Consider the following 18,862-nt stretch of genomic DNA (forward strand, 5'->3'; position numbering starts at 1 on the left):
CGTAGCGCGCGCAGGTGCGAAGATTGGTCGCTCAACGTAAAAAGGCCAGCCACGAAGTGTGGATGGCCGCTAAACACTATTTTCCTTTCGGTGGAGCATTCCCTCTGCCGCCACCAGAAGGATTACCCGTGGTGCTTGGCAGATTAGGTACTGCCGGAGTCTTGGAGCCACCTCCTGCACTGCCGCTACCCTTGCTTGATGATCCCGAACCGCTCTTACTGCCCGACGATTTCGACATAACGTTCTCCTGATTATGACCAGCAAGACTGCACAAGAGACTCTAGTCCAACTGGTAGCATTTACTGGTAAAACGAAGGCTAGCTAGGATACGACTCAGAGCCTTGGCGAGCATTCAGTCAATTTTGAGCATCTGCGCGAGCAGCGGATCGTTCGATCCCATTATTGCCGCCTGTACGTCTACGAAGTACATCCCTCCCGTGATCTCACCAATAATCTCGCCTTCTTCAATCCATTTCTTCAGTTGCTGCAGGCTGGGCTTGTTCCCGACATACCGCAGCTTTCGATATTCACCGACCTCCATGAGCCTCGGCAGTCTTACTGTTATCTGGGACAGAATTTTCATAATCCGACGGCTCGCCGAGCTGCTTCCACTCTTTCTATGAGATTACCGCCGTGAGTTCTTCTCACAAGCTTCTCGGGTTTCAGGTACTGCGAATTCGCATCTACGTAGTAATTGCGCCCGTGCTTGATAGGGTGAGGTGTAATGCGGCCTTCGCGGGCCCATTTGCGTAGGGTATTTGGACTGGGCGGCGTTTTATAGTTTTCAGCTGCCCATTCTGAGAGAGTCAATTTGGTCATGAGTTCACCTGCCACTAGGCTAATATCGGCCGCTATTTTAGTCGGAGCTCAGGGCTTCTCTTCTGAGTCGCCTGGCCTCCCAGTCGACTTATTACGACTTGGCGTAGCACTTTGGGTACGCCGTCACCACCCACGATAAATCCGAACTGTTGCGCCTCTAACCACCTGATTTGCGCACTCGGTTTTTGATACCCAGTGAGCTCCGCCACTTCGTCCCTCGTTAAAAACATCGGATTTCTCCAGGCGCACGGCTGATCAGACTACATCTTTCCATTCTGCTTGATGCGCGCCAAGCCCTGTTTGATATGCCCTGCGTTCTCGCCGATCGTCTCTAGGGCGCCGCGGACGTTCTCACCTACGTTTGAGGTTTTGCAGTCCTCTGCCCACAGAGTTAACTCCATGATGGCTGCCTCCAGGGCGAGCTGGTTCTTGTAGATGCGCTCGAGCGTGTCAGGAAGGGAATATTCCGGGGAGGGCATTGCAGTGGCTCCATTCAGTTATTCTCTGAGCGTAGCCCAGCCTAACGCGGCCGATCCAGGCAAATCGCAGACAAAGAAAATCCCGCGATGGGGAGTGCGGGCTTAAAGGGAGGTTCACTAGGAGCTGAGATGACGATAGGCGGTCGACTGTGAAAAGGTCGTGAAAGGTTACGCTCAGTGGGAGGTTGCTATCGCCTGGGCCAGTTGCATGTCCGACATCAGCGGGGAGGCATTGGTCGCGCGGTAGTACCGGTAGGCCTGTTCAAACTGGGCTCCCCGTATCTCGCCGTCCGAACCGATGAATGCCAAAGCGTCAGTCTTGGCTGACTTGAAAATCTTTGGCGGCTCGGTCGTGAGAGATGTGGTTGCTCCCATTGCGATCTAAGGACGCTACCATAGCAGAGCAGTGGACCACCACATACGAGAAGCCCGGCGATGGTTTATTCGCTGATGCGCAAGGTACCTTTGGCCGAGTTCATTGTGTTGAATGTGCGTTGAGATCAGTGGAGTACAGGAGAAAAGAGCGCCTTGGCAGCCTCTTCCAGCTGCTTCTCGATCTCAATCAGCTCAGCCGCTTTGATATCAATCGAGCTTTTGTAGATGCCGGCCATGAGTCGCAGCAACTCGAGGTCTGATATTTTCGCGAGATCATCTTTCAGGTCGGGACGCTGGCTGATTAGAAGCGCTCGCATCTCTTCTGCGGTTTTCGACTTGTCCATGGGCATTTCCTTCATAGCTCAGCTCGATTTTAGCGCATGAGAATGTGGAGTCATGGCCGCTGATCGCCAGATTGACCGAAGGAGATGAGCCTAGATACAAGAAGCCCGGCGCTGGGCCGGGCTTTGGATTTAATTGGTTTCGGCGAACCTGAAGCTTTGCTTCAAGTCATTCATCCAGGACACTTCTATCAACCCATCATGCTGAAGTCGACCCACGACAATTCCCGGATGAACTCCGATCTGGCGTGCAAAGATCTGTACCGCATCTCTGGTCTTCAACCCAGCCAAAGCGTGCGAATACTGCTTTGGAATCATAAAGTTTCCTGCCCAATCGTTTGCCTCTATCTCCTTCGGATCTTCGTTGTTTCGCTTGCTTGGATCGTCGAGGTAAACAGACTTCTTTTCGTTAGCATGAAGCAAAATATGCGCTGACTCATGGAACAGGGTGAACCAAAACTTATCGTTCGTTTTTCCATAAAGCGACATCTGGATTAGCGGCCTGTGAGGGTTAAGCCACCTGGCAACGCCGCTTACATGAGATCTCGGAATGGCAGGTACGAGTACGAACGCTACACCAGCGTCAGTGAAAAGCGACCTCATTCGAGGTTCAAAGTCTTTGGGGCTCTTTGTGGTTAGGGAGCGAATTTCAATCAAGGCTTTTTCAAATTTATCTCGATCGTATTTCGGTCCAGAGAACTGTTCAGCCTCAATCTCACCCATTCGAAGCCAAGAAGAAATAGCTGCGATATCGCTTTGGTCCTCTCGGCTACGTCGGAACGCTACTTGCATTCCAGAATAGTGATCTGTCCACTCGTCAGGAGATGCGACACCGAAGAACTTCAGACATTGCTCTACTAGTCCGGGCTTGTTTTTTTCAACAATTCGGCATTTTTCAATAGCGCCTGAAGACATCAGCTCCTTTAAAGGGAGGCAGTCAAGCCAAGACGTCCATTGACCAAGCTTCGCCTTGGACTCTGCACGAGATAGCTGCTCCCTATAGAGGGCCTCTCGTGAAATCCAAAATGCAGCAGTACTGCCCAGTACGCGCTCAAGCTTGAGGGCTGTATCCTGACTTAATGCTGCCTTGCCTTTGATTAACTGATTTACAAGCTTTGCCGACACCCCGAGCCTTGTAGCTAGCTCATCCTGAGTCCATTCCTTCTCCTCGATGAGGTCGAGGATGGTGTCGCCAGGCGGGGACACCCAATCTGGCGCAAACGAAACGGCCAAATCACTCATGGTAATCTCCGATAAAAATAACTTTCACATCAAATACTTGAGACCAGTCCAAAGACTGATCGTCGCGCAGCGGGAGTGGGTCGTGATCGGGCTCGAATACAATCCTGCATCCGCCGGCCAAACTGACTGAGAACTGATTTTTCCTGTCGCCCTTAAGGGGGTGGGGGGCGCCAGCAACGAGATCGAGAACTGTGGTCGCGGCTTCAATATCAGAAAGCCTAGATCTCAATTTACGGGCCGAATCAGCTCCTAGCTTTTTCTCCGCAACACGGCTTTGCTCACATAGATCGCGAAGCTTTTTGTCTTTGAAGTCCAGTTTCAAGCTTCACTCCTAAAGGCTACCCTTCTTTACCTATCAGGTAAAGATTAGATGCTATAAAGCGACGAGAAGTCACAAAAAGGCCATTTTACACATCACTGAGCCTTCCCTCGCACGATCCTTCTCGCCTTCACTTCATCCGCATACCCAGCCAGCCTGCTGGATTCCTCGTAAAGCGTACCCACCAGTCCCGCCAGGGCTATGGCGTCGGCGTCGCTGAGCTTTTCCGCAAGCTTTCCCAGGTCGACACAGGACTGCTCGAGGTTGAGCGCTATAGCCTTGAGGTCGCGGCGCAGCTGCTGGTTGGCTTTGGTCAGAGGCATGGTCAGCGCTCTCGTTTAGTTTGGCCAGTCAAAATCCACTGCACGACCCGGCCGATTACCTTGTCATACAGGACTGACAAGAAAAGCCCAATTATCACAAGGTAGCTACCGTAAAAGACCGCCGGGTACTGCCTGACGCGATATTTATTCCAGCTGATCACATCTAGCCACCGTTCAGAAAAACGGTCCAAGCTCAGGTAGCGCCCGCTCATATCGTAAAGACCAATCGATAGAATAATCAGGCCGACCAGCAACAAAACAATACCTATGCGCTTTGTGACGGTATTTGTGAACTGCTCCACGCTGGCCTCCTGTCAGCTCACCGCAACATGCCGCATGGCTGGTCTTTGATCCGTAAAATTGCTGTAGTACCTGCAGAAGGCGCGTACGGAGTACTAGAGTCGAGTATTGGCGTTCTGCTATCGAGTTGCTAGCGAAGCAGTTTTGGCCAGCAATATCTGGTCTCAATGGAGCAGTGGCAGTAGTTTTTCGATCATAGGTGACGCCAGCGCCACCATTTCATGTGTCTTAGCAAGAATTTGATTTACGGAGCTGAAATGCTCGATTACTTTTTTTGCTAAGGACTGTCCCTCAGCTGATGAGCTTTCAACAGAGGGTAAGCTCTTAACAAAAGCGCCTACGGCTTGGTCTGAAGCTTCCTGAATCTTGTCAGGCCCGCCTGCTAAGTAAATCAACAAACTTGCACGTATTGCCTCAAGGTGTCTCACGAAAAGAGCCTTGAGCTCCTCGGAGAGGTCTGATGCCAGGCACTCCTTTAGCAAACCTTCGAGTTTTTCGACGAAGGCAAGAATGTCCTGTTGAACTTGAGTATCGGCAGTAGGATAGGAGTTGCTCAAGTTCTGATGACCAAAAGACAATCCCTGCATTGTGCCGGCATCAATATGGTTTCGGCATGCCTGCCAGGCTTGATTGAATGTAAATTTGGATACCATGGCGCGTACATTTTTCAGCGGGGCGAGATAGAGACTCGGGTCACCTGTGACATGCTCTCGGAGCGCGGTTTCGCATGTGTCAACTAGATCGGAAAACTCCCGAAGGCCCTTTGCTATGGCTAAGGGATCATCTTTTTCGCATTGTAGTAGCGCCGCCCAAGCGTCACACGCGACCAGGTCTCCTTTGATGCGCAAGGCCGCATTCATATAGTCCAGTAGGCGGCCCACAGGGTTGTTTATCTCGCTCATTCGCCATTTCCCCCAAGCTGTCATTAAGCTGGCATAACCGAGCCAATCCGGGCCCGTCAGGCACAAAAAAGGCACCTGCGGTAAACGCTAAGTGCCTGATTTATAAAGCTAATTTGGTGGAGCCGGGGGGATTTGAACCCCCGTCCGCCAGTACTCCGCTGTCGGTACTACATGCGTAGCCGTTTCTATTAAGTTAACCCGCAGCGACCCGAAGGGCAGGGTGCTTTGGGCGAGTTGTGTAAGTTTTAGCCGCTTCGTCCACAACGTACTGCACGGCGATTCTGTTCTATATGACAATCACTTTGGGTTTACAGACATCCCCTGGTGATTGCTGGACCCGAAGGTACCAGAAGCTCAGGGCTAAGGCTGCTTACGCAGCGAGAGCGAATTCCTGGCCGTAGTTTTCGTCATTGGCAACTATAAGTAGTTGCAACAGTGGATTTACGAGTTCTGTTACCAACTCGGCATGCACCTAAAGTTTCGCGACCGGCGTCGAATCCTAAACGGCCCCGTGCTTGTAACTCGTTGTTTCTTAGTGAGTGACAAGCTCGTGCAGTGTACTCCAAACCGTCACGGAAGGCCAACCCGAAGGTTGGTCCTGCGTGACAGGGCAACCTATTCGCCGCCTTTGTCGTTGTTCTGCAGGTCTTGCAGGGCCTTGGAGGTGATTTCGATGCACTTTTTCTCATCACCGGCGGCGTGGGCGGCCTTGGCTTGGGAGACGGCGGTGTCTATCTCGCCGCTTTTGCCACTGGTGTCGGTAGCGAGCAGTGCCTTGCCGTTGTTGATTTTGTTCAGGTTGATCTCGCAGAGGTCTTTGTCGCCCGCAGCAAACACAGGGGACGCCAGCATCGCAGCGGTAATGAACAAGCCAGCCAGAGCGGAACGCTTCATAAGGTATCTCCTTGCGCAAAAGGGCTCGACGCTGCTGGCGTTCAACGGCTGCCAGCGACATCACTGATGGGCCTCGTCTGTCGAGGCCTATGCAGATGACTGCGCCAGCGCTTAAGGGTTCTATTTTTTTGCTGGATCAATGGGCGCGGGCCTGGGTGACGCGGTCAACCAGGTAGACCAGGCCGTGATAATCAATGCCGCCATGCTGGCTCAGGCCGATCTCGCAGGTGCGGCTGGTGGAGATGCCTTCACTGCAATATTGCACGGCATTTTTGAGGCTGCGCAGTGCATGGGCGTTGAGTTGCGGTGTGGTGAAGCCTTTGTCGCCGGCGAATCCGCAGCAGTGGATGCCTTCCGGAATCACTACGGTCTTGGCGCAGCGCCGGGCCAGGTCGATCAGGGCCTGGCTTTCGCCCAAATGTTGGGTGCTGCAGGTGACGTGCACGGCGATGGGCGCCTCCTGGGGCGTGAAGTCGAGACGATCCATCAAGTGGGTGCGGATAAAGCGTACGGGGTCGTAGAGGTCCAGGCGGGTTTCGCCCAGGTCCTGCACCAGGCGCAGTGTGCAGGGGCTGGTGTCGCAGTAGATCGGGTCGAGCCCGCCGCGGCTGGCGTGGAGCAGGGCGCCGAGCAGTTCCTGGCGCTTGTGTTCGGCTTGTTCGGCATAGCCTTTGGAGGCGAAGGGCTGACCGCAACACAGGCTGTCCTGGTTCTCGGGGAGCACCACTTGGTAACCGGCTTTTTCCAGCAGGCCGCGGGTTTTGTCGTACAGCGACATCTGCTCTTTATCCCCCGCCGCCGGGCCCATGGCGCGGGAGACGCAGGCGGCCAGGTAGACCACCCTTGGCCGTTCGTCCGTCACGGCGGGGCTGAAGCGGATGGCTTTTTCCGGCTGTGGCATGGCGTTGGTCCACTGCGGGATCTGCCCCTTGGACAACCGGGTGACAGTGGCCGATAGCTTGGCCAGACGCGGCGCGCCCAGCAGCATGCGTGCACCATTGGCCACGTGCAGCGTAAAGCGCGCACCTTGCAGCGCAGTGGAGAAATGGCTGGCGAGCCATTCGGCCGTTTTCGTACGGTCGGCTTCACGGCTGCGCAGTTTTTTCACCAGGTCGCCGGTATTGATTCCCACAGGGCAGCGTTGAGCGCACAGGCCGGTGGCGGCGCAGGTGTCGATGCCCTGGTAGTGATACGCGGCTTCCAGTTCGGTGGTGTCGACGCCGGCGCGCTTTTTCGCCTGAATGTCGCGCCAGATCACGATGCGTTGGCGCGGGCTCAAGGTCAGGCCTTTCGAGGGGCACACCGGTTCGCAGAAGCCACATTCGATGCACTTATCCACCAGCTCGTCGGCGGCGGGCAGCGGCTTGAGGTGTTTCAGGTGGATTTGCGGATCTTCGCTGAGCACCACGTCCGGGTTGAGGATGCCATTGGGGTCGAGCAGACGCTTGAGTTGCCACATCAATTGGTAGGCATCGCTGCCCCATTCCAGCTCGACAAACGGCGCCATATTGCGGCCGGTGCCGTGTTCGGCTTTCAGCGAGCCACCAAACTCTACCGCCACCAGTTGCGCCACGTCGTCCATGAACGCTTGGTAGCGTGTGATTTCTTCCGTGCTGTTGAAGCCCTGGGTGAAGACAAAGTGCAGATTGCCTTCCAGCGCGTGCCCGAAAAGAATCGCTTCGTCGTAGTGATGTTTGTCGAACAGTTCGATCAAGCGATTGACCCCGATTGCCAATTGCTCAACCGGGAAGGTCACATCCTCGATGATCACCGTGGTGCCGGTTTTACGCACAGCGCCGACGGCGGGGAAGGTGTCTTTGCGGATTGCCCACAGGCGGGCGTTTTCCAGTGGGTCTTCGGTGAAGTCGACCTGTTTTTCCACAGGGAAACCGGCCAGGGAATCCATGATCAGCGCCAGTTGCTCATGCAGCAAGGCCGTTGAAGCAGCGCGGGATTCGATCAGCAGTGCGCAGGCATTTTCCGATAGTTGCTGTACGAAAGCGGGCATGCCCGGCTTGTCCTGTACCGAGCGCATGCTGCGTCGGTCCAGCAGCTCGACGGCGGAGACCGGTTGGGTTTTGAGAACGGTGACCGCGTTGCAGCAGGTTTCGACATCCGGGAACACGATCAGCGCCGACGCTTTGTTCGGGTGATCAACCACCGTGTCGTAAGTGACCGCACTGATAAACCCGAGCGTTCCCTCGGAGCCCACCAGCAGATGGCTGAGGATATCCAGCGGCTCATCGAAATCCACCAGGGCATTGAGTGACAGCCCAGTGGTATTTTTCAGACGGTATTTGTGGCGGATTTTGGCTGCCAATTCAGCATTTGCCCGCGTCTCGCGGCCCAGCGACGCCAGGCGCTCAAGCAACGGCCCGTGTTGTTCACGAAACGCCGCGACGCTGTTTGCATCTTCAGTGTCCAGGCGGCTGCCGTCAGCCAGTACCAGGCGTATGCCCGCCAGGGTGTGGTAGGTATTCTGCGCCGTGCCGCAGCACATGCCGCTGGCATTGTTGGCGACGATCCCGCCGATTTTGCAGGCGTTGATCGACGCCGGGTCTGGCCCGATCTTGCGCCCGAACGGCGCCAGCCACGCATTGGCCTGGGCACCGATGACACCGGGCTGCAAGCGAATCTGCGTGCCTTGCCCACGAATTTCGCGGCCGTTCCAGTTGTCACCCAACACGATCAGCACCGAGTCGCTGATGGCCTGCCCGGACAGGCTGGTGCCGGCTGCGCGGAAAGTCACGGGTACGCGGTCGCGTTGGGCCAGCTGTAACAGCGCCACGACTTCATCTTCCGACTCCACGCGGATCACCAGCTGTGGGATCAGTCGGTAAAAGCTGGCGTCGGTGCCGAAAGCGAGCGTGGAAAGTGGGTCGTCGAAACGCCGATCATTCGGAATCAGGTGTGCGACGTCGCTCAGGAAAGCAGCAGGCAGGCTCATCGGTCCTCCAGAAATAGCTGACGCCGGCATCGGTGTCCGGCGTCGATTCTTACTCTGTTACGTGCAGGCCTAGTGCACCAGCATACCGGTGAACCAGTACGCCTGGGCCAGGGTAATCAGCCCGACGATCGTGGCAAAGAACAGGCTGTGTTTGAGCGTGAAGCGGAACAGGTCGGACTCCTTGCCCACCAGGCCGGTGGCGGCGCAGGCCACGGCGATCGACTGGGGCGAGATCATCTTGCCGGTGACGCCGCCGCTGGTATTCGCGGCCACCAGCAAGGTGTCATTTACGCCGATCTGATGCGCGGTGGTGGCTTGCAGCGAGCTGAACAGGGCGTTGGACGACGTGTCGGAGCCTGTCAGGAAAACCCCCAGCCAACCGAGGAAAGGCGAGAAGAACGGGAAGGCAGCCCCTGTGCCGGCCAACACCAATGCCATGGTTGAAGACATGCCCGAGTAGTTGGTGACAAAGGCGAACGCCAGCACCATGCCGATGGACAGGATTGGCCAACGGAGCTCGTAGAAGGTCTCTCTTAAAGTGGTAAGACCAGTTTTAAGGTCTATCTTCAGCACCAGCATCGAGATCAGGGCGGAGAAGAAAATCGCCGTGCCGGTCGCTGAAATCGGGTCCAGCTTGAACACGGCCGGGATCGCGGTGGGGTTGGTCACGATCGGTGCGACCTTGACCACCAGTTGATCCAAGTGGGGGATCGCGAAGTTGAACACCCAGCTGTACATCGAGCCGCCGGCGGCGAACATCGCCTTGAACGGTTTGAGCGTCCAGAGGGTGACCAGCACGGTGAGAATCAGGAACGGCGACCACGCCTTGAAAATTTGCCCCAGGCTGTAGGGTGAGACCGCCGTGTTGCGTGGCAGGCCGAAACCTCCGGCGCTGGCGGTGACCGCTGCGCTGGAGGTGGCGCCGGCAATCTGTGCACCGGCGGTGCGCTTGGGTTGCCAGACTTTCAGGAATAGCGTGAGGGCGATCAGGCTGGCGAGCGCCGAGGTGATGTCCGGCAGTTCCGGGCCGATGAAGTTGGAGGTGAAGTACTGGGTGATGGCAAAACTCAGGCCCGCAACCAGCGCCGCCGGCCAGGTTTCGCGAACGCCGCGCACGCCGTCCATCATGAACACCAGCCAGAACGGCACGAACAGCGACAACAACGGCAGCTGGCGGCCTGTCATGGCGCCAATCTTGAAGGCGTCAATGCCGGTCACTTGGCCGGCCACGATAATCGGGATACCCAGTGCGCCGAAGGCCACGGGGGCGGTGTTGGCGATCAGGCACAGGCCGGCGGCGTACAGCGGGTTGAACCCCAGGCCGACCAGCAGCGCGGCGGTGATCGCCACGGGAGCGCCGAAACCGGCCGCGCCTTCGAGGAAGGCGCCGAAGCAGAAACCGATCAGCAGCACTTGCAGGCGCTGGTCATCGGTGATCGACAGCACCGAGCTGCGGATAATCTCGAACTGGCCGCTTTTGACCGTGAGTTTGTAGAGGAAAACCGCAGCGACAATGATCCACGCAATTGGCCACAGACCATAGGCAAAGCCGTAACCGGCGGCGGCGAGTGCCATGTCCACCGGCATCTGGAAGGCAAAGATCGCCACCAGGATCGACAGCGCCAAGGTGATGCTGCCGGCCACGTGGCCTTTGAGGCGAAACACGGCCAGAGCCAGGAAGAAGAATACGATCGGAATGACGGCCGCCAGTGCGGACAGGCCGAGGCTGCCGAGCGGGCTATAGAGCTGTTGCCAGGTTTGCATGGGGGATGGCCCTGATTGTTGTTGTTTGGTCAGCTTGGTTAATTGGTAATACCAATTTACAGTCGCTGTGGGCTAGAGTAAAAGCCTTGGCAGGGATGTGTCAATTTGCCGCTTACGAAACTTTGGTCGTAAGTGGTCGAGCGGGGCTCGCTGGTCGGCTGAAATGAAGGCGTTCTGATAGGTGCTGCCAGCGCTGCGATAGGCCAGAATGGAGCCGCCGGCGAGTGGTCGGGATGGTGGAGAGTGAGTGATGGGGTTTGATCAGGTGCGTCAGCGCCGTTTGTCTGACGATATCGTCGAGCAGCTGGAGGGCATGATCCTTGAGGGCACGCTGAAGTCGGGTGAGCGCTTGCCGGCCGAGCGCGCGTTGGCCGAGCAGTTTGGGGTGTCGCGCCCATCTTTACGCGAGGCGATCCAGAAACTGGCGGCCAAGGGCTTGCTCGTCAGTCGTCAGGGCGGCGGCAACTATGTGGCTGAATCTCTGGGCTCCACATTCAGTGACCCGCTGCTGCATCTGTTGGAAAACAATCCCGAGGCTCAGCGTGATCTGCTGGAATTTCGGCAAACGCTCGAAGCTTCTTGCGCCTATTACGCAGCGCAGCGCGCCACCGAAGTCGATCGCGAGCGGCTTACGGCGGCGTTCGAAGCGCTGCAGGATTGCTACACCCGCTCCGATGAAGTGAGTCGACTGGAGGAGGGCGCGGCGGATGCGAGGTTTCACTTGGCAATCGCCGAGGCCAGCCACAACGCGGTATTGCTGCACACCATTCGCGGCTTGTTCGACCTGCTCAAACGTAACGTGGTGACCAACATCGGTGGCATGTATCAGCAGCGTACGGAAACCCGCGACATGCTGATCAGTCAGCATCGGGATTTGTACCTGGCGATTATCGAAGGGCGGGCCGAGCAGGCACGCGAGGTTTCAACACGGCACCTGCTGTATGTGCAGGAAGTGTTGGAGGAGGTGCGTCAAGAGGTACAGCGCGTGGCGCGTGCGGAGCGGCGCAAGGGGATGTAGCCGAGGGAGGCTCCCTAGGCTACATCACTGCAAGGATCAATCTTCCTTGCCCTTGTTGCGCACGGCGCGGTGCAGCTCACGATTGGAGTCACGCTCGCGTTCGGTATCACGCTTGTCGTACTCCTTCTTGCCCTTGCCCAGGGCAATTTCGCACTTGACCAGATGCTTGCTCCAGTACCAGGACAGGCAGATGCAGGCATAGCCCTTCTGCTGTACGGCGGAAGCGAGCTTTTCAAGTTCGCGTGCGTTGAGCAGTAGCTTGCGCGTGCGCACCGGGTCGGCAATCACGTGGGTGCTCGCCGTGGTCAGCGGGGTGATATGACTGCCGAGCAGCCACGCCTCGCCGTCCTTGAGCAGCACATAACTGTCGACCAGCTGCAGCTTGCTGGCACGCAGACTCTTTACTTCCCAGCCGGCCAGGACCAGACCAGCCTCGAACCGATGTTCGATGAAGTAATCGTGTCGCGCCTTTTTATTTTGCGCGATGGTCCCTGTGGGGTGTTTCTTTTGTTTAGCCATAGGGGCGGCATTATAGGGAGTTGCGCGCGAGTAGGCTACGGTCAACCTGCGTGCTTGAGCGTGTTGTCCGAATCCCGGACAATGCGGGCAGTTCTCTGGTTTTTTCTCTCGCGGATCGGGCTGTTCTTTCGCGATGTTTTGCCTCAGCAGTGGAAATAACGCACACATGACGACGCATATTCAACGTTCGGCGCTGCTGCCCTATCCGGCACAGGCGCTTTATGACCTGGTCAACGACGTGGCGCGTTATCCGGAATTCCTGCCTTGGTGCTCAACCGCCGAAGTGCTGGAAAGCAGTGATGAGCACATGGTCGCCAGTGTCGGGGTCGCGAAGGGCGGTCTTAGCCAGCACTTTGTTACGCGCAATGTGCTGGTACCTGGGAAGTCCATCGAAATGAACCTGCAGGAAGGGCCGTTTACCCAACTGCACGGGGTCTGGGTATTCAAGGCGCTGACGGATAAGGCCTGCAAAATCAGCCTGGATCTTTCTTTTGATTACGCCGGGCCGATCATTCGAGCGACGTTGGGGCCTTTGTTCAATCAGGCGGCCAATACGCTGGTCGATGCGTTCTGCGAACGGGCCAAGCAATTGCATGGTTGAGGTTGAGGTGGTGTATGCCGCCGAAGATCGCCAGGTGTTATTGACGGTGGCGGTACCGGTGGGCATCAGTCTGCGGGCAGCGGTGCAGGCGTCGGGTATTGCGCAGCAGTTTCCCGACCTGAACCTGGCTGATTGCCCTTTGGGGATATTCGGCAAGGTAGTCGCGGACGCTGATATGAGCGCCGTACAAGCGGGTGATCGTATTGAAATTTACCGGCCGTTGCTGGCGGACCCGAAAGAAGTGCGCCGACTGCGTGCAGCCAAGGCGGCGCTTGCCAGGCAGCAGCATTCATAAGCCCGCCAAGTGGCAGGCAGCAAAAAGCCCGGCATGCCGGGCTTTTTGTTGGGCGCCGCACAGTTACTGCGGGCTGGTGTCCAGAGGCTGTGGCGTCGGGACGGGCACAGTTTCGACGCCGTCGACGTCCTTCTGGATCTTGTCGAGCAAGGAGCCAGGCTTGGCCGGAACTTCGGACTTCGGCTGCTCGCCTTCCTTCGCAGGCGCGGTGACATTGGTGCCGTTGTCCTTGCCGAGCAAGGCTTCATCACGGCTTACGCCGGGCATGAAGTCACCGGACAGGCTGACGAGCTGGTCATTGCCATTGAAAATGACACTGACACGCTCCTGCTGGCGTTCACCGCCACCAGGCTGGAGGCTGTAGAGATAATCCCAGCGATCGGCATGGAAAGTGTCGGTCAGCAGGGGGTTCCCCATGATAAACCGTACTTGCCGTCGGGTCATTCCGGGGCGTAACTGGTCTATCATGTCCTGCGTGACGACATTGCCCTGCTGGATGTCGATTTTGTAAACCCCGGGGAATGAACAACCGGCGAGTGCGAGCAGTCCCACAAAGGTGAAACTGGTTAGCAAGAGCTTGGTGTTTTGCATCGGTGGGCGACTTCCACTATCTTGGCTGGGACAACGTAAACGCCGATCATACCCGTATTAAGAGAAGCTGCGAAGCAGCATCCGCGAGAAAGCTAACCATGGTTGAAAATAGCGAACTACGCAAAGCCGGTCTCAAAGTGACTCTGCCACGAGTCAAGATTCTACAAATGCTCGATTCTGCTGAGCAGCGCCACATGAGTGCCGAGGATGTCTACAAGGCGCTGATGGAGTCTAACGAGGACGTTGGTCTGGCCACGGTTTACCGTGTGCTGACCCAGTTTGAAGCCGCTGGGCTGGTGGTTCGTCATAATTTCGACGGCGGTCATGCAGTGTTCGAATTGGCTGACGGTGGTCATCACGACCACATGGTTGACCTGGATACCAATGAGGTTATCGAGTTCACCAGCCCTGAGATCGAAGCGCTGCAGCATAAGATTGCTGAAGAGCACGGCTTCGATTTGGTCGACCATAACCTGGTCCTGTACATCCGTAAGAAAAAGTAACAAGCGCTGCAGATTTACGCTGCAAAACGATCGAAGGCGACCTTATGGTCGCCTTCGTGCTTTCTATAGAGGAAAATTTACCCGATCAGGCCTTCGCCGCCACGACCATCTTCTTCGCGTGCGCCAGCGATTCCTTGGTCAAATCAATACCACCGAGCATGCGCGCCACTTCCTCCACGCGTTCCGACTTGTTCAGCTTGGACACGGCCGTGTGCGTCGCATCACTGCCTCGCACCTTATGCACAAACAAGTGCTGATGCCCTTGGGCCGCGACTTGCGGCAGGTGGGTGACCGTAAGCACCTGGCCTCTATCCCCCAGGCGTCGCAGCAGTTGGCCGACAATTTCCGCGGTCGGCCCGCCAATCCCCACGTCGACTTCGTCAAATACCAGCGTTGGTACCCGAGAGGTTTGCGCGGTAATCACTTGAATCGCCAGGCTGATCCGTGACAGCTCGCCGCCGGATGCCACTTTTGCCAGCGCCTTGAGCGGTTGCCCAGGGTTGGCGCTGACCAGAAGTTCGACCTGTTCCAGGCCGTGAGGCTGCAGTTCGTTGCTGGCGTTGGCGCGCAATTCAATGGTGAAGCGCCCGCCCGGCATGCCCAGGCGCTGGATTTCCAATTCCACCGCGCTCGCCAGGCCGGTGGCCGCTTGCTGGCGCAGATCGCTCAGTTCGCGTGCTTTCTCCTGATAATGGCGGGCGAAAGAGGCGAGCTCCTCACCCAGGCGTTCGATGGATTCATCGTTGGCGTTCAGCGTTTCGATTTCATCCATCAACTTTTGCTGCATTGCCGCCACTTCGGTGGGCTGGATGCGATGTTTGCGCGCCAGGGTATAGATGGTGTCCAGGCGTTCTTCTATTTCCTGCAAGCGTGCCGGGTCGGCGTCGAAGTGATCCAGGAAGCGGTTGAGTTCGCCGACGGCTTCCTCGACCTGGATCTGCGCACTGGTGAGCAAGGTCGTTGCTTCACTCAGCGAGTCGGACGCGTTGTTCACGCTGGACAGGCGATTGAGGCTGGCGGTCAGTGCGTTGAGCACGTTGCCGGAATCACTCTCGCTGCATTGCTCCACCACCTGGCGGCAAATACCCAGCAGGGTTTCGGCGTTGGTGAGGTTCTTGTGTTCCTGTTCGAGTTGTTCAAGCTCGGTCTCGCCCAGGCCCAGGCTTTCCAGCTCTTCGAGCTGATAGCTGAGCAATTGGTGGCGAGCGCGTTGTTCATCGCCGGAATTGGAGAGTCGCTCCAGCTCCTGGCGGGTCTGGCGCCAGCGCTGAGCGGCAAGCTGTACCTGGCGCGCAAGGTCGGTGGCGCCCGCATATTCATCGAGCAGGCGGCGGTGGGTGTCGGTTTTCAGCAGGGACTGATGTTCATGCTGGCTGTGGATGTCGATCAGCAACTCGCCCAGCGCCTTCAGATCGCCAAGCGGGCAAGGTGTGCCATTGATATACCCGCGTGAGCGGCCTTCCGCCGTGATGACCCGGCGCAGGATGCACGGGCCTTCATTATTAAGGTCGCGCTCGGCCAGCCAGGTTTCGGCCTCGGGGATATCCGCCAGGTCGAAGGTGGCGAGGATGTCGGCCTTGTCCGCACCGGGGCGCACCACGCCGCTGTCGGCACGATCACCCAGGGTAAGGCCCAGGGCGTCGAGCATGATCGACTTGCCGGCGCCGGTTTCGCCTGTGATTACGCTCATCCCGCGATCCAGTTCAAGATCCAGGTGTTCAACGATGGCGTAGTTATGTACGGACAAGTGCACGAGCATGACGGCCGCTCCCAGGCTTTAGGTCTGGTTATTTATACAGTGTTTTGTCCGGGGCTGACAATCCTGACGCTTAGCTTGATTTGCTTGGTTTGAGCGTTTTTTAAGCGCAATCAGGAATGACCCGGTAAGAATTGATGAGGGTCAATCGAAAGACTTTTGGTAACGCCTGCGCCCTTGAACCTGGAAATTGTGGCCCCATATACCGGAACAGAAGCGCGAGTTGAGTTCGCGCATGATTTGAAAGGAGAACACTATGGCTGACGAACAGACGCAGGATACGCAAACTCCAGACGCCAATTCGGCTGTCGGCGACGAGCTGGCGACCCGTGTGCAAGTGCTCGAAGAGCAATTGGCCGCTGCGCAGGATCAGTCTTTGCGTGTTGCCGCCGATCTGCAGAACGTCCGCCGCCGTGCCGAGCAGGACGTAGAGAAGGCTCACAAATTCGCACTGGAAAAATTCGCTGCAGATTTGCTGCCGATTATCGACAGTCTGGAGCGCGGTCTTGAGTTGTCCAACCCGGACGACGAAAACATCCGCGCGATGCGCGAAGGGATCGAACTGACCCTGAAAATGTTCCAGGACACCCTGAAGCGTTATCAGTTGGAAGCCATCGACCCAGCAGGCGGCGAACCGTTCAACGCTGAACATCACCAAGCCATGGCGATGCAGGAAAGCCATGACCTGGAGCCAAACAGCGTATTGAAAGTCTTCCAGAAAGGCTATCTGCTCAATGGTCGCTTGCTGCGCCCGGCGATGGTGGTGGTGAGCAAGGCTCCCGCACCCGTTTCGCCTTCTATTGATGAGCAGGCTTGAAATACGCCGCAAGGCCCCCATCTATAAGTCAAGCGTTTAAGTGCTACCGCAGTTAGCCACCACTGCTGCGGCAACCAAATTCAAGTTTCGGGAGAGTCAATCATGGGTAAAATTATCGGCATCGACCTGGGGACCACCAACTCGTGCGTCTCGGTCATGGAAAACGGCAAGGCCAAAGTTATCGAGAACGCCGAAGGCGCGCGTACCACGCCGTCGATCATCGCTTACGCGAATGATGGCGAGATCCTGGTGGGTCAGTCGGCCAAGCGCCAGGCTGTCACCAACCCGCACAACACCTTGTACGCGGTAAAGCGTCTGATCGGTCGTAAGTTCGACGAAGAAGTCGTACAGAAAGACATCAAGATGGTGCCTTACAAAATCGCCAAGGCCGACAACGGTGACGCCTGGGTTGAGGTAAATGGCACCCGGATGTCCGCGCCGCAGATCTCGGCTGAAGTCTTGAAAAAGATGAAGAAGACTGCCGAAGACTACCTCGGTGAAACAGTGACCGAAGCGGTGATCACCGTTCCGGCCTACTTCAACGACAGCCAGCGCCAGGCAACCAAAGACGCCGGCCGCATCGCGGGCCTGGACGTAAAACGTATCATCAACGAACCAACCGCAGCTGCCCTGGCTTACGGTATGGACAAGGCCAAAGGCGACCACACCGTGATCGTTTATGACCTGGGTGGTGGTACTTTCGACGTCTCCGTCATCGAGATCGCTGAAGTTGACGGCGAGCACCAGTTCGAAGTGTTGGCCACCAACGGTGACACCTTCCTGGGTGGCGAGGACTTCGACATTCGTCTGATCGACTACCTCGTTGACGAATTCAAGAAAGAAAGCGGCATGAACCTCAAGGGTGACCCGCTGGCGATGCAGCGCCTGAAAGAAGCCGCTGAGAAAGCCAAGATCGAACTGTCCTCGAGCATGTCGACCGATGTGAACCTGCCGTACATCACTGCAGATGCCACCGGGCCTAAGCACTTGAACGTGAAGATTTCTCGCGCCAAGTTGGAAGCACTGGTTGAAGACCTGGTTCAGCGCACCATCGAGCCATGCCGCATCGCCCTGAAAGACGCCGGTATCGACGTGGGTTCCATCAACGACGTGATCCTGGTCGGTGGCCAGACCCGCATGCCGCTGGTGCAGCAGAAAGTTACCGAGTTCTTCGGTAAAGAAGCACGTAAAGACGTGAACCCGGACGAAGCGGTTGCCATGGGTGCTGCCATCCAGGGCGCGGTATTGGCCGGTGACGTGAAAGACGTGCTGCTGCTGGACGTGAGCCCGCTGACCCTGGGTATCGAAACCATGGGTGGCGTAATGACTGCGCTGATCGAGAAAAACACCACGATTCCTACCAAGAAATCCCAGGTGTTCTCGACTGCCGACGACAACCAGGGCGCCGTGACCATTCACGTGCTGCAAGGTGAGCGTAAGCAAGCCGCCCAGAACAAATCCCTGGGCAAGTTCGACCTGGCCGAGATTCCACCAGCACCGCGTGGCGTGCCGCAAATCGAAGTGACCTTCGACATCGACGCCAACGGCATCCTGCACGTCGGCGCGAAAGACAAGGCGACCGGCAAAGAGCAGAAGATCACCATCAAGGCCAACTCCGGTCTGTCTGATGAAGAAATTCAACAGATGATTCGTGATGCTGAAGCCAACGCCGATGCGGATGCCAAGTTTGCCGAACTGGCTGGCGCCCGTAACCAGGGTGATGCGCTGGTTCACTCGACGCGCAAAATGGTCGCTGACGCTGGCGACAAAGTGACTGCGGAAGAGAAGGCCGCGATCGAAGCTGCCGTGGTTGCCCTGGAAGCCGCCGTCAAAGGCGACGACAAGGCCGCTATCGAAGCCAAGATCGAGGAGCTGTCCAAAGTCTCTGCCCCGGTTGCTCAGAAAATGTATGCCGAACAAGGTCAGCCAGCTGACGCTGCCGCGCAACAGGCAGAGCCTGAAGCCAAGCACGACGACGTTGTCGATGCCGAGTTCGAAGAAGTCAAAGACAACAAGTAATTGGGTTGTCCGGTTGACCGCTTTCAAGCGGTGACTGG

General features: G+C 57.0%; 22 protein-coding genes, 1 other RNA gene and 1 pseudogene. 6 read left to right on the forward strand and 18 right to left on the reverse strand.

Going from position 1 to position 18,862, the window contains the following annotated elements; translation table 11 throughout:
* Nucleotides 1-352: 352 nt before the first annotated feature.
* The 15 genes and pseudogenes from BLL36_RS18675 to BLL36_RS18745 form a co-directional block, all read right to left on the reverse strand.
* Complete coding sequence (locus BLL36_RS18675; RefSeq protein WP_231998928.1) at nt 353-583, reverse strand: hypothetical protein; 231 nt, start codon at nt 581-583, stop codon at nt 353-355.
* Nucleotides 580-819 carry an excisionase gene (locus tag BLL36_RS18680; protein WP_076952810.1) on the reverse strand — a complete coding sequence of 80 codons (240 nt, stop codon included), beginning with the start codon at nt 817-819 and terminating at the stop codon, nt 580-582. The genes BLL36_RS18675 and BLL36_RS18680 overlap by 4 nt, the downstream gene beginning before the upstream one ends.
* Nucleotides 820-851: 32 nt before the next feature.
* Entirely contained in the window at nt 852-1,049 is a 198-nt protein-coding gene (locus tag BLL36_RS18685; protein ID WP_076952811.1) for a DUF4224 domain-containing protein, read from the reverse strand.
* A 30-nt stretch (nt 1,050-1,079) separates the two neighbouring features.
* A complete protein-coding gene (locus BLL36_RS18690; RefSeq protein WP_076952812.1) occupies nt 1,080-1,298 on the reverse strand; it encodes a hypothetical protein in 219 nt (72 codons plus the stop codon).
* 174 nt (nt 1,299-1,472) lie between these two features.
* A pseudogene (locus tag BLL36_RS30145) lies at nt 1,473-1,679 on the reverse strand (DUF2388 domain-containing protein); the annotation flags it as partial.
* Between the two features lie 119 nt (nt 1,680-1,798).
* A complete protein-coding gene (locus tag BLL36_RS18700) occupies nt 1,799-2,017 on the reverse strand; it encodes a hypothetical protein (protein WP_076952813.1) in 219 nt (72 codons plus the stop codon).
* 129 nt (nt 2,018-2,146) lie between these two features.
* A complete protein-coding gene (locus BLL36_RS18705; protein ID WP_076952814.1) occupies nt 2,147-3,256 on the reverse strand; it encodes an ImmA/IrrE family metallo-endopeptidase in 1,110 nt (369 codons plus the stop codon).
* Nucleotides 3,249-3,578: a type II toxin-antitoxin system RelE/ParE family toxin gene (locus tag BLL36_RS18710; protein ID WP_076952815.1), complete on the reverse strand. Its 330-nt coding sequence runs from the start codon at nt 3,576-3,578 to the stop codon at nt 3,249-3,251. The genes BLL36_RS18705 and BLL36_RS18710 overlap by 8 nt, the downstream gene beginning before the upstream one ends.
* A gap of 92 nt (nt 3,579-3,670) precedes the next feature.
* Entirely contained in the window at nt 3,671-3,898 is a 228-nt protein-coding gene (locus tag BLL36_RS18715) for a BAR domain-containing protein (protein WP_076952816.1), read from the reverse strand.
* 2 nt (nt 3,899-3,900) lie between these two features.
* A complete protein-coding gene (locus BLL36_RS18720) occupies nt 3,901-4,200 on the reverse strand; it encodes a hypothetical protein (protein ID WP_076952817.1) in 300 nt (99 codons plus the stop codon).
* A 162-nt stretch (nt 4,201-4,362) separates the two neighbouring features.
* Nucleotides 4,363-5,100 carry a hypothetical protein gene (locus BLL36_RS18725; protein ID WP_076952818.1) on the reverse strand — a complete coding sequence of 246 codons (738 nt, stop codon included), beginning with the start codon at nt 5,098-5,100 and terminating at the stop codon, nt 4,363-4,365.
* A gap of 114 nt (nt 5,101-5,214) precedes the next feature.
* Nucleotides 5,215-5,611, reverse strand: a transfer-messenger RNA (tmRNA) gene (gene ssrA / locus BLL36_RS18730).
* A 104-nt stretch (nt 5,612-5,715) separates the two neighbouring features.
* Nucleotides 5,716-5,994 (reverse strand): hypothetical protein, encoded by a 279-nt coding sequence (locus BLL36_RS18735; protein WP_076952819.1) that lies wholly within the window; start codon nt 5,992-5,994, stop codon nt 5,716-5,718.
* 136 nt (nt 5,995-6,130) lie between these two features.
* Nucleotides 6,131-8,941, reverse strand: a complete 2,811-nt coding sequence (locus BLL36_RS18740) for an FAD-binding and (Fe-S)-binding domain-containing protein (RefSeq protein WP_076952820.1) — start codon at nt 8,939-8,941, stop codon at nt 6,131-6,133.
* A gap of 69 nt (nt 8,942-9,010) precedes the next feature.
* Nucleotides 9,011-10,705 (reverse strand): lactate permease LctP family transporter, encoded by a 1,695-nt coding sequence (locus tag BLL36_RS18745; protein WP_076952821.1) that lies wholly within the window; start codon nt 10,703-10,705, stop codon nt 9,011-9,013.
* Between the two features lie 250 nt (nt 10,706-10,955).
* Here BLL36_RS18745 and BLL36_RS18750 point away from each other — a divergent pair, with 250 nt between their 5' ends.
* Complete coding sequence (locus tag BLL36_RS18750) at nt 10,956-11,723, forward strand: FCD domain-containing protein (RefSeq protein ID WP_076952822.1); 768 nt, start codon at nt 10,956-10,958, stop codon at nt 11,721-11,723.
* 36 nt (nt 11,724-11,759) lie between these two features.
* Here BLL36_RS18750 and smpB read toward each other — a convergent pair whose 3' ends face one another.
* Nucleotides 11,760-12,242, reverse strand: a complete 483-nt coding sequence (smpB, locus tag BLL36_RS18755) for an SsrA-binding protein SmpB (RefSeq protein ID WP_049711476.1) — start codon at nt 12,240-12,242, stop codon at nt 11,760-11,762.
* A gap of 166 nt (nt 12,243-12,408) precedes the next feature.
* Between smpB and BLL36_RS18760 the strand changes: the two genes are divergently transcribed.
* Nucleotides 12,409-12,843, forward strand: a complete 435-nt coding sequence (locus tag BLL36_RS18760) for a type II toxin-antitoxin system RatA family toxin (protein WP_076952823.1) — start codon at nt 12,409-12,411, stop codon at nt 12,841-12,843.
* A complete protein-coding gene (locus tag BLL36_RS18765) occupies nt 12,836-13,138 on the forward strand; it encodes an RnfH family protein (protein ID WP_076952824.1) in 303 nt (100 codons plus the stop codon). Before BLL36_RS18760 ends, BLL36_RS18765 begins: the two co-directional genes overlap by 8 nt.
* Before the next feature lie 63 nt (nt 13,139-13,201).
* Here BLL36_RS18765 and BLL36_RS18770 read toward each other — a convergent pair whose 3' ends face one another.
* Nucleotides 13,202-13,729 (reverse strand): outer membrane protein assembly factor BamE, encoded by a 528-nt coding sequence (locus BLL36_RS18770; RefSeq protein WP_076952825.1) that lies wholly within the window; start codon nt 13,727-13,729, stop codon nt 13,202-13,204.
* A gap of 98 nt (nt 13,730-13,827) precedes the next feature.
* On the opposite strand from BLL36_RS18770, the gene fur reads away from it, so the two are divergent.
* Complete coding sequence (gene fur, locus BLL36_RS18775; protein WP_003194220.1) at nt 13,828-14,232, forward strand: ferric iron uptake transcriptional regulator; 405 nt, start codon at nt 13,828-13,830, stop codon at nt 14,230-14,232.
* Between the two features lie 85 nt (nt 14,233-14,317).
* Here fur and recN read toward each other — a convergent pair whose 3' ends face one another.
* Nucleotides 14,318-15,991: a DNA repair protein RecN gene (gene recN, locus BLL36_RS18780; RefSeq protein WP_076952826.1), complete on the reverse strand. Its 1,674-nt coding sequence runs from the start codon at nt 15,989-15,991 to the stop codon at nt 14,318-14,320.
* A 253-nt stretch (nt 15,992-16,244) separates the two neighbouring features.
* Between recN and grpE the strand changes: the two genes are divergently transcribed.
* Entirely contained in the window at nt 16,245-16,805 is a 561-nt protein-coding gene (gene grpE, locus BLL36_RS18785) for a nucleotide exchange factor GrpE (RefSeq protein ID WP_076952827.1), read from the forward strand.
* A 102-nt stretch (nt 16,806-16,907) separates the two neighbouring features.
* The gene (gene dnaK / locus BLL36_RS18790) at nt 16,908-18,824 is read left to right on the forward strand and encodes a molecular chaperone DnaK (protein ID WP_076952828.1); all 1,917 of its coding nucleotides are present in this window, start codon (nt 16,908-16,910) and stop codon (nt 18,822-18,824) included.
* Nucleotides 18,825-18,862: the final 38 nt, after the last annotated feature.

Source organism: Pseudomonas cedrina subsp. cedrina (assembly GCF_001983175.1).
Classification (GTDB): domain Bacteria; phylum Pseudomonadota; class Gammaproteobacteria; order Pseudomonadales; family Pseudomonadaceae; genus Aquipseudomonas; species Aquipseudomonas cedrina.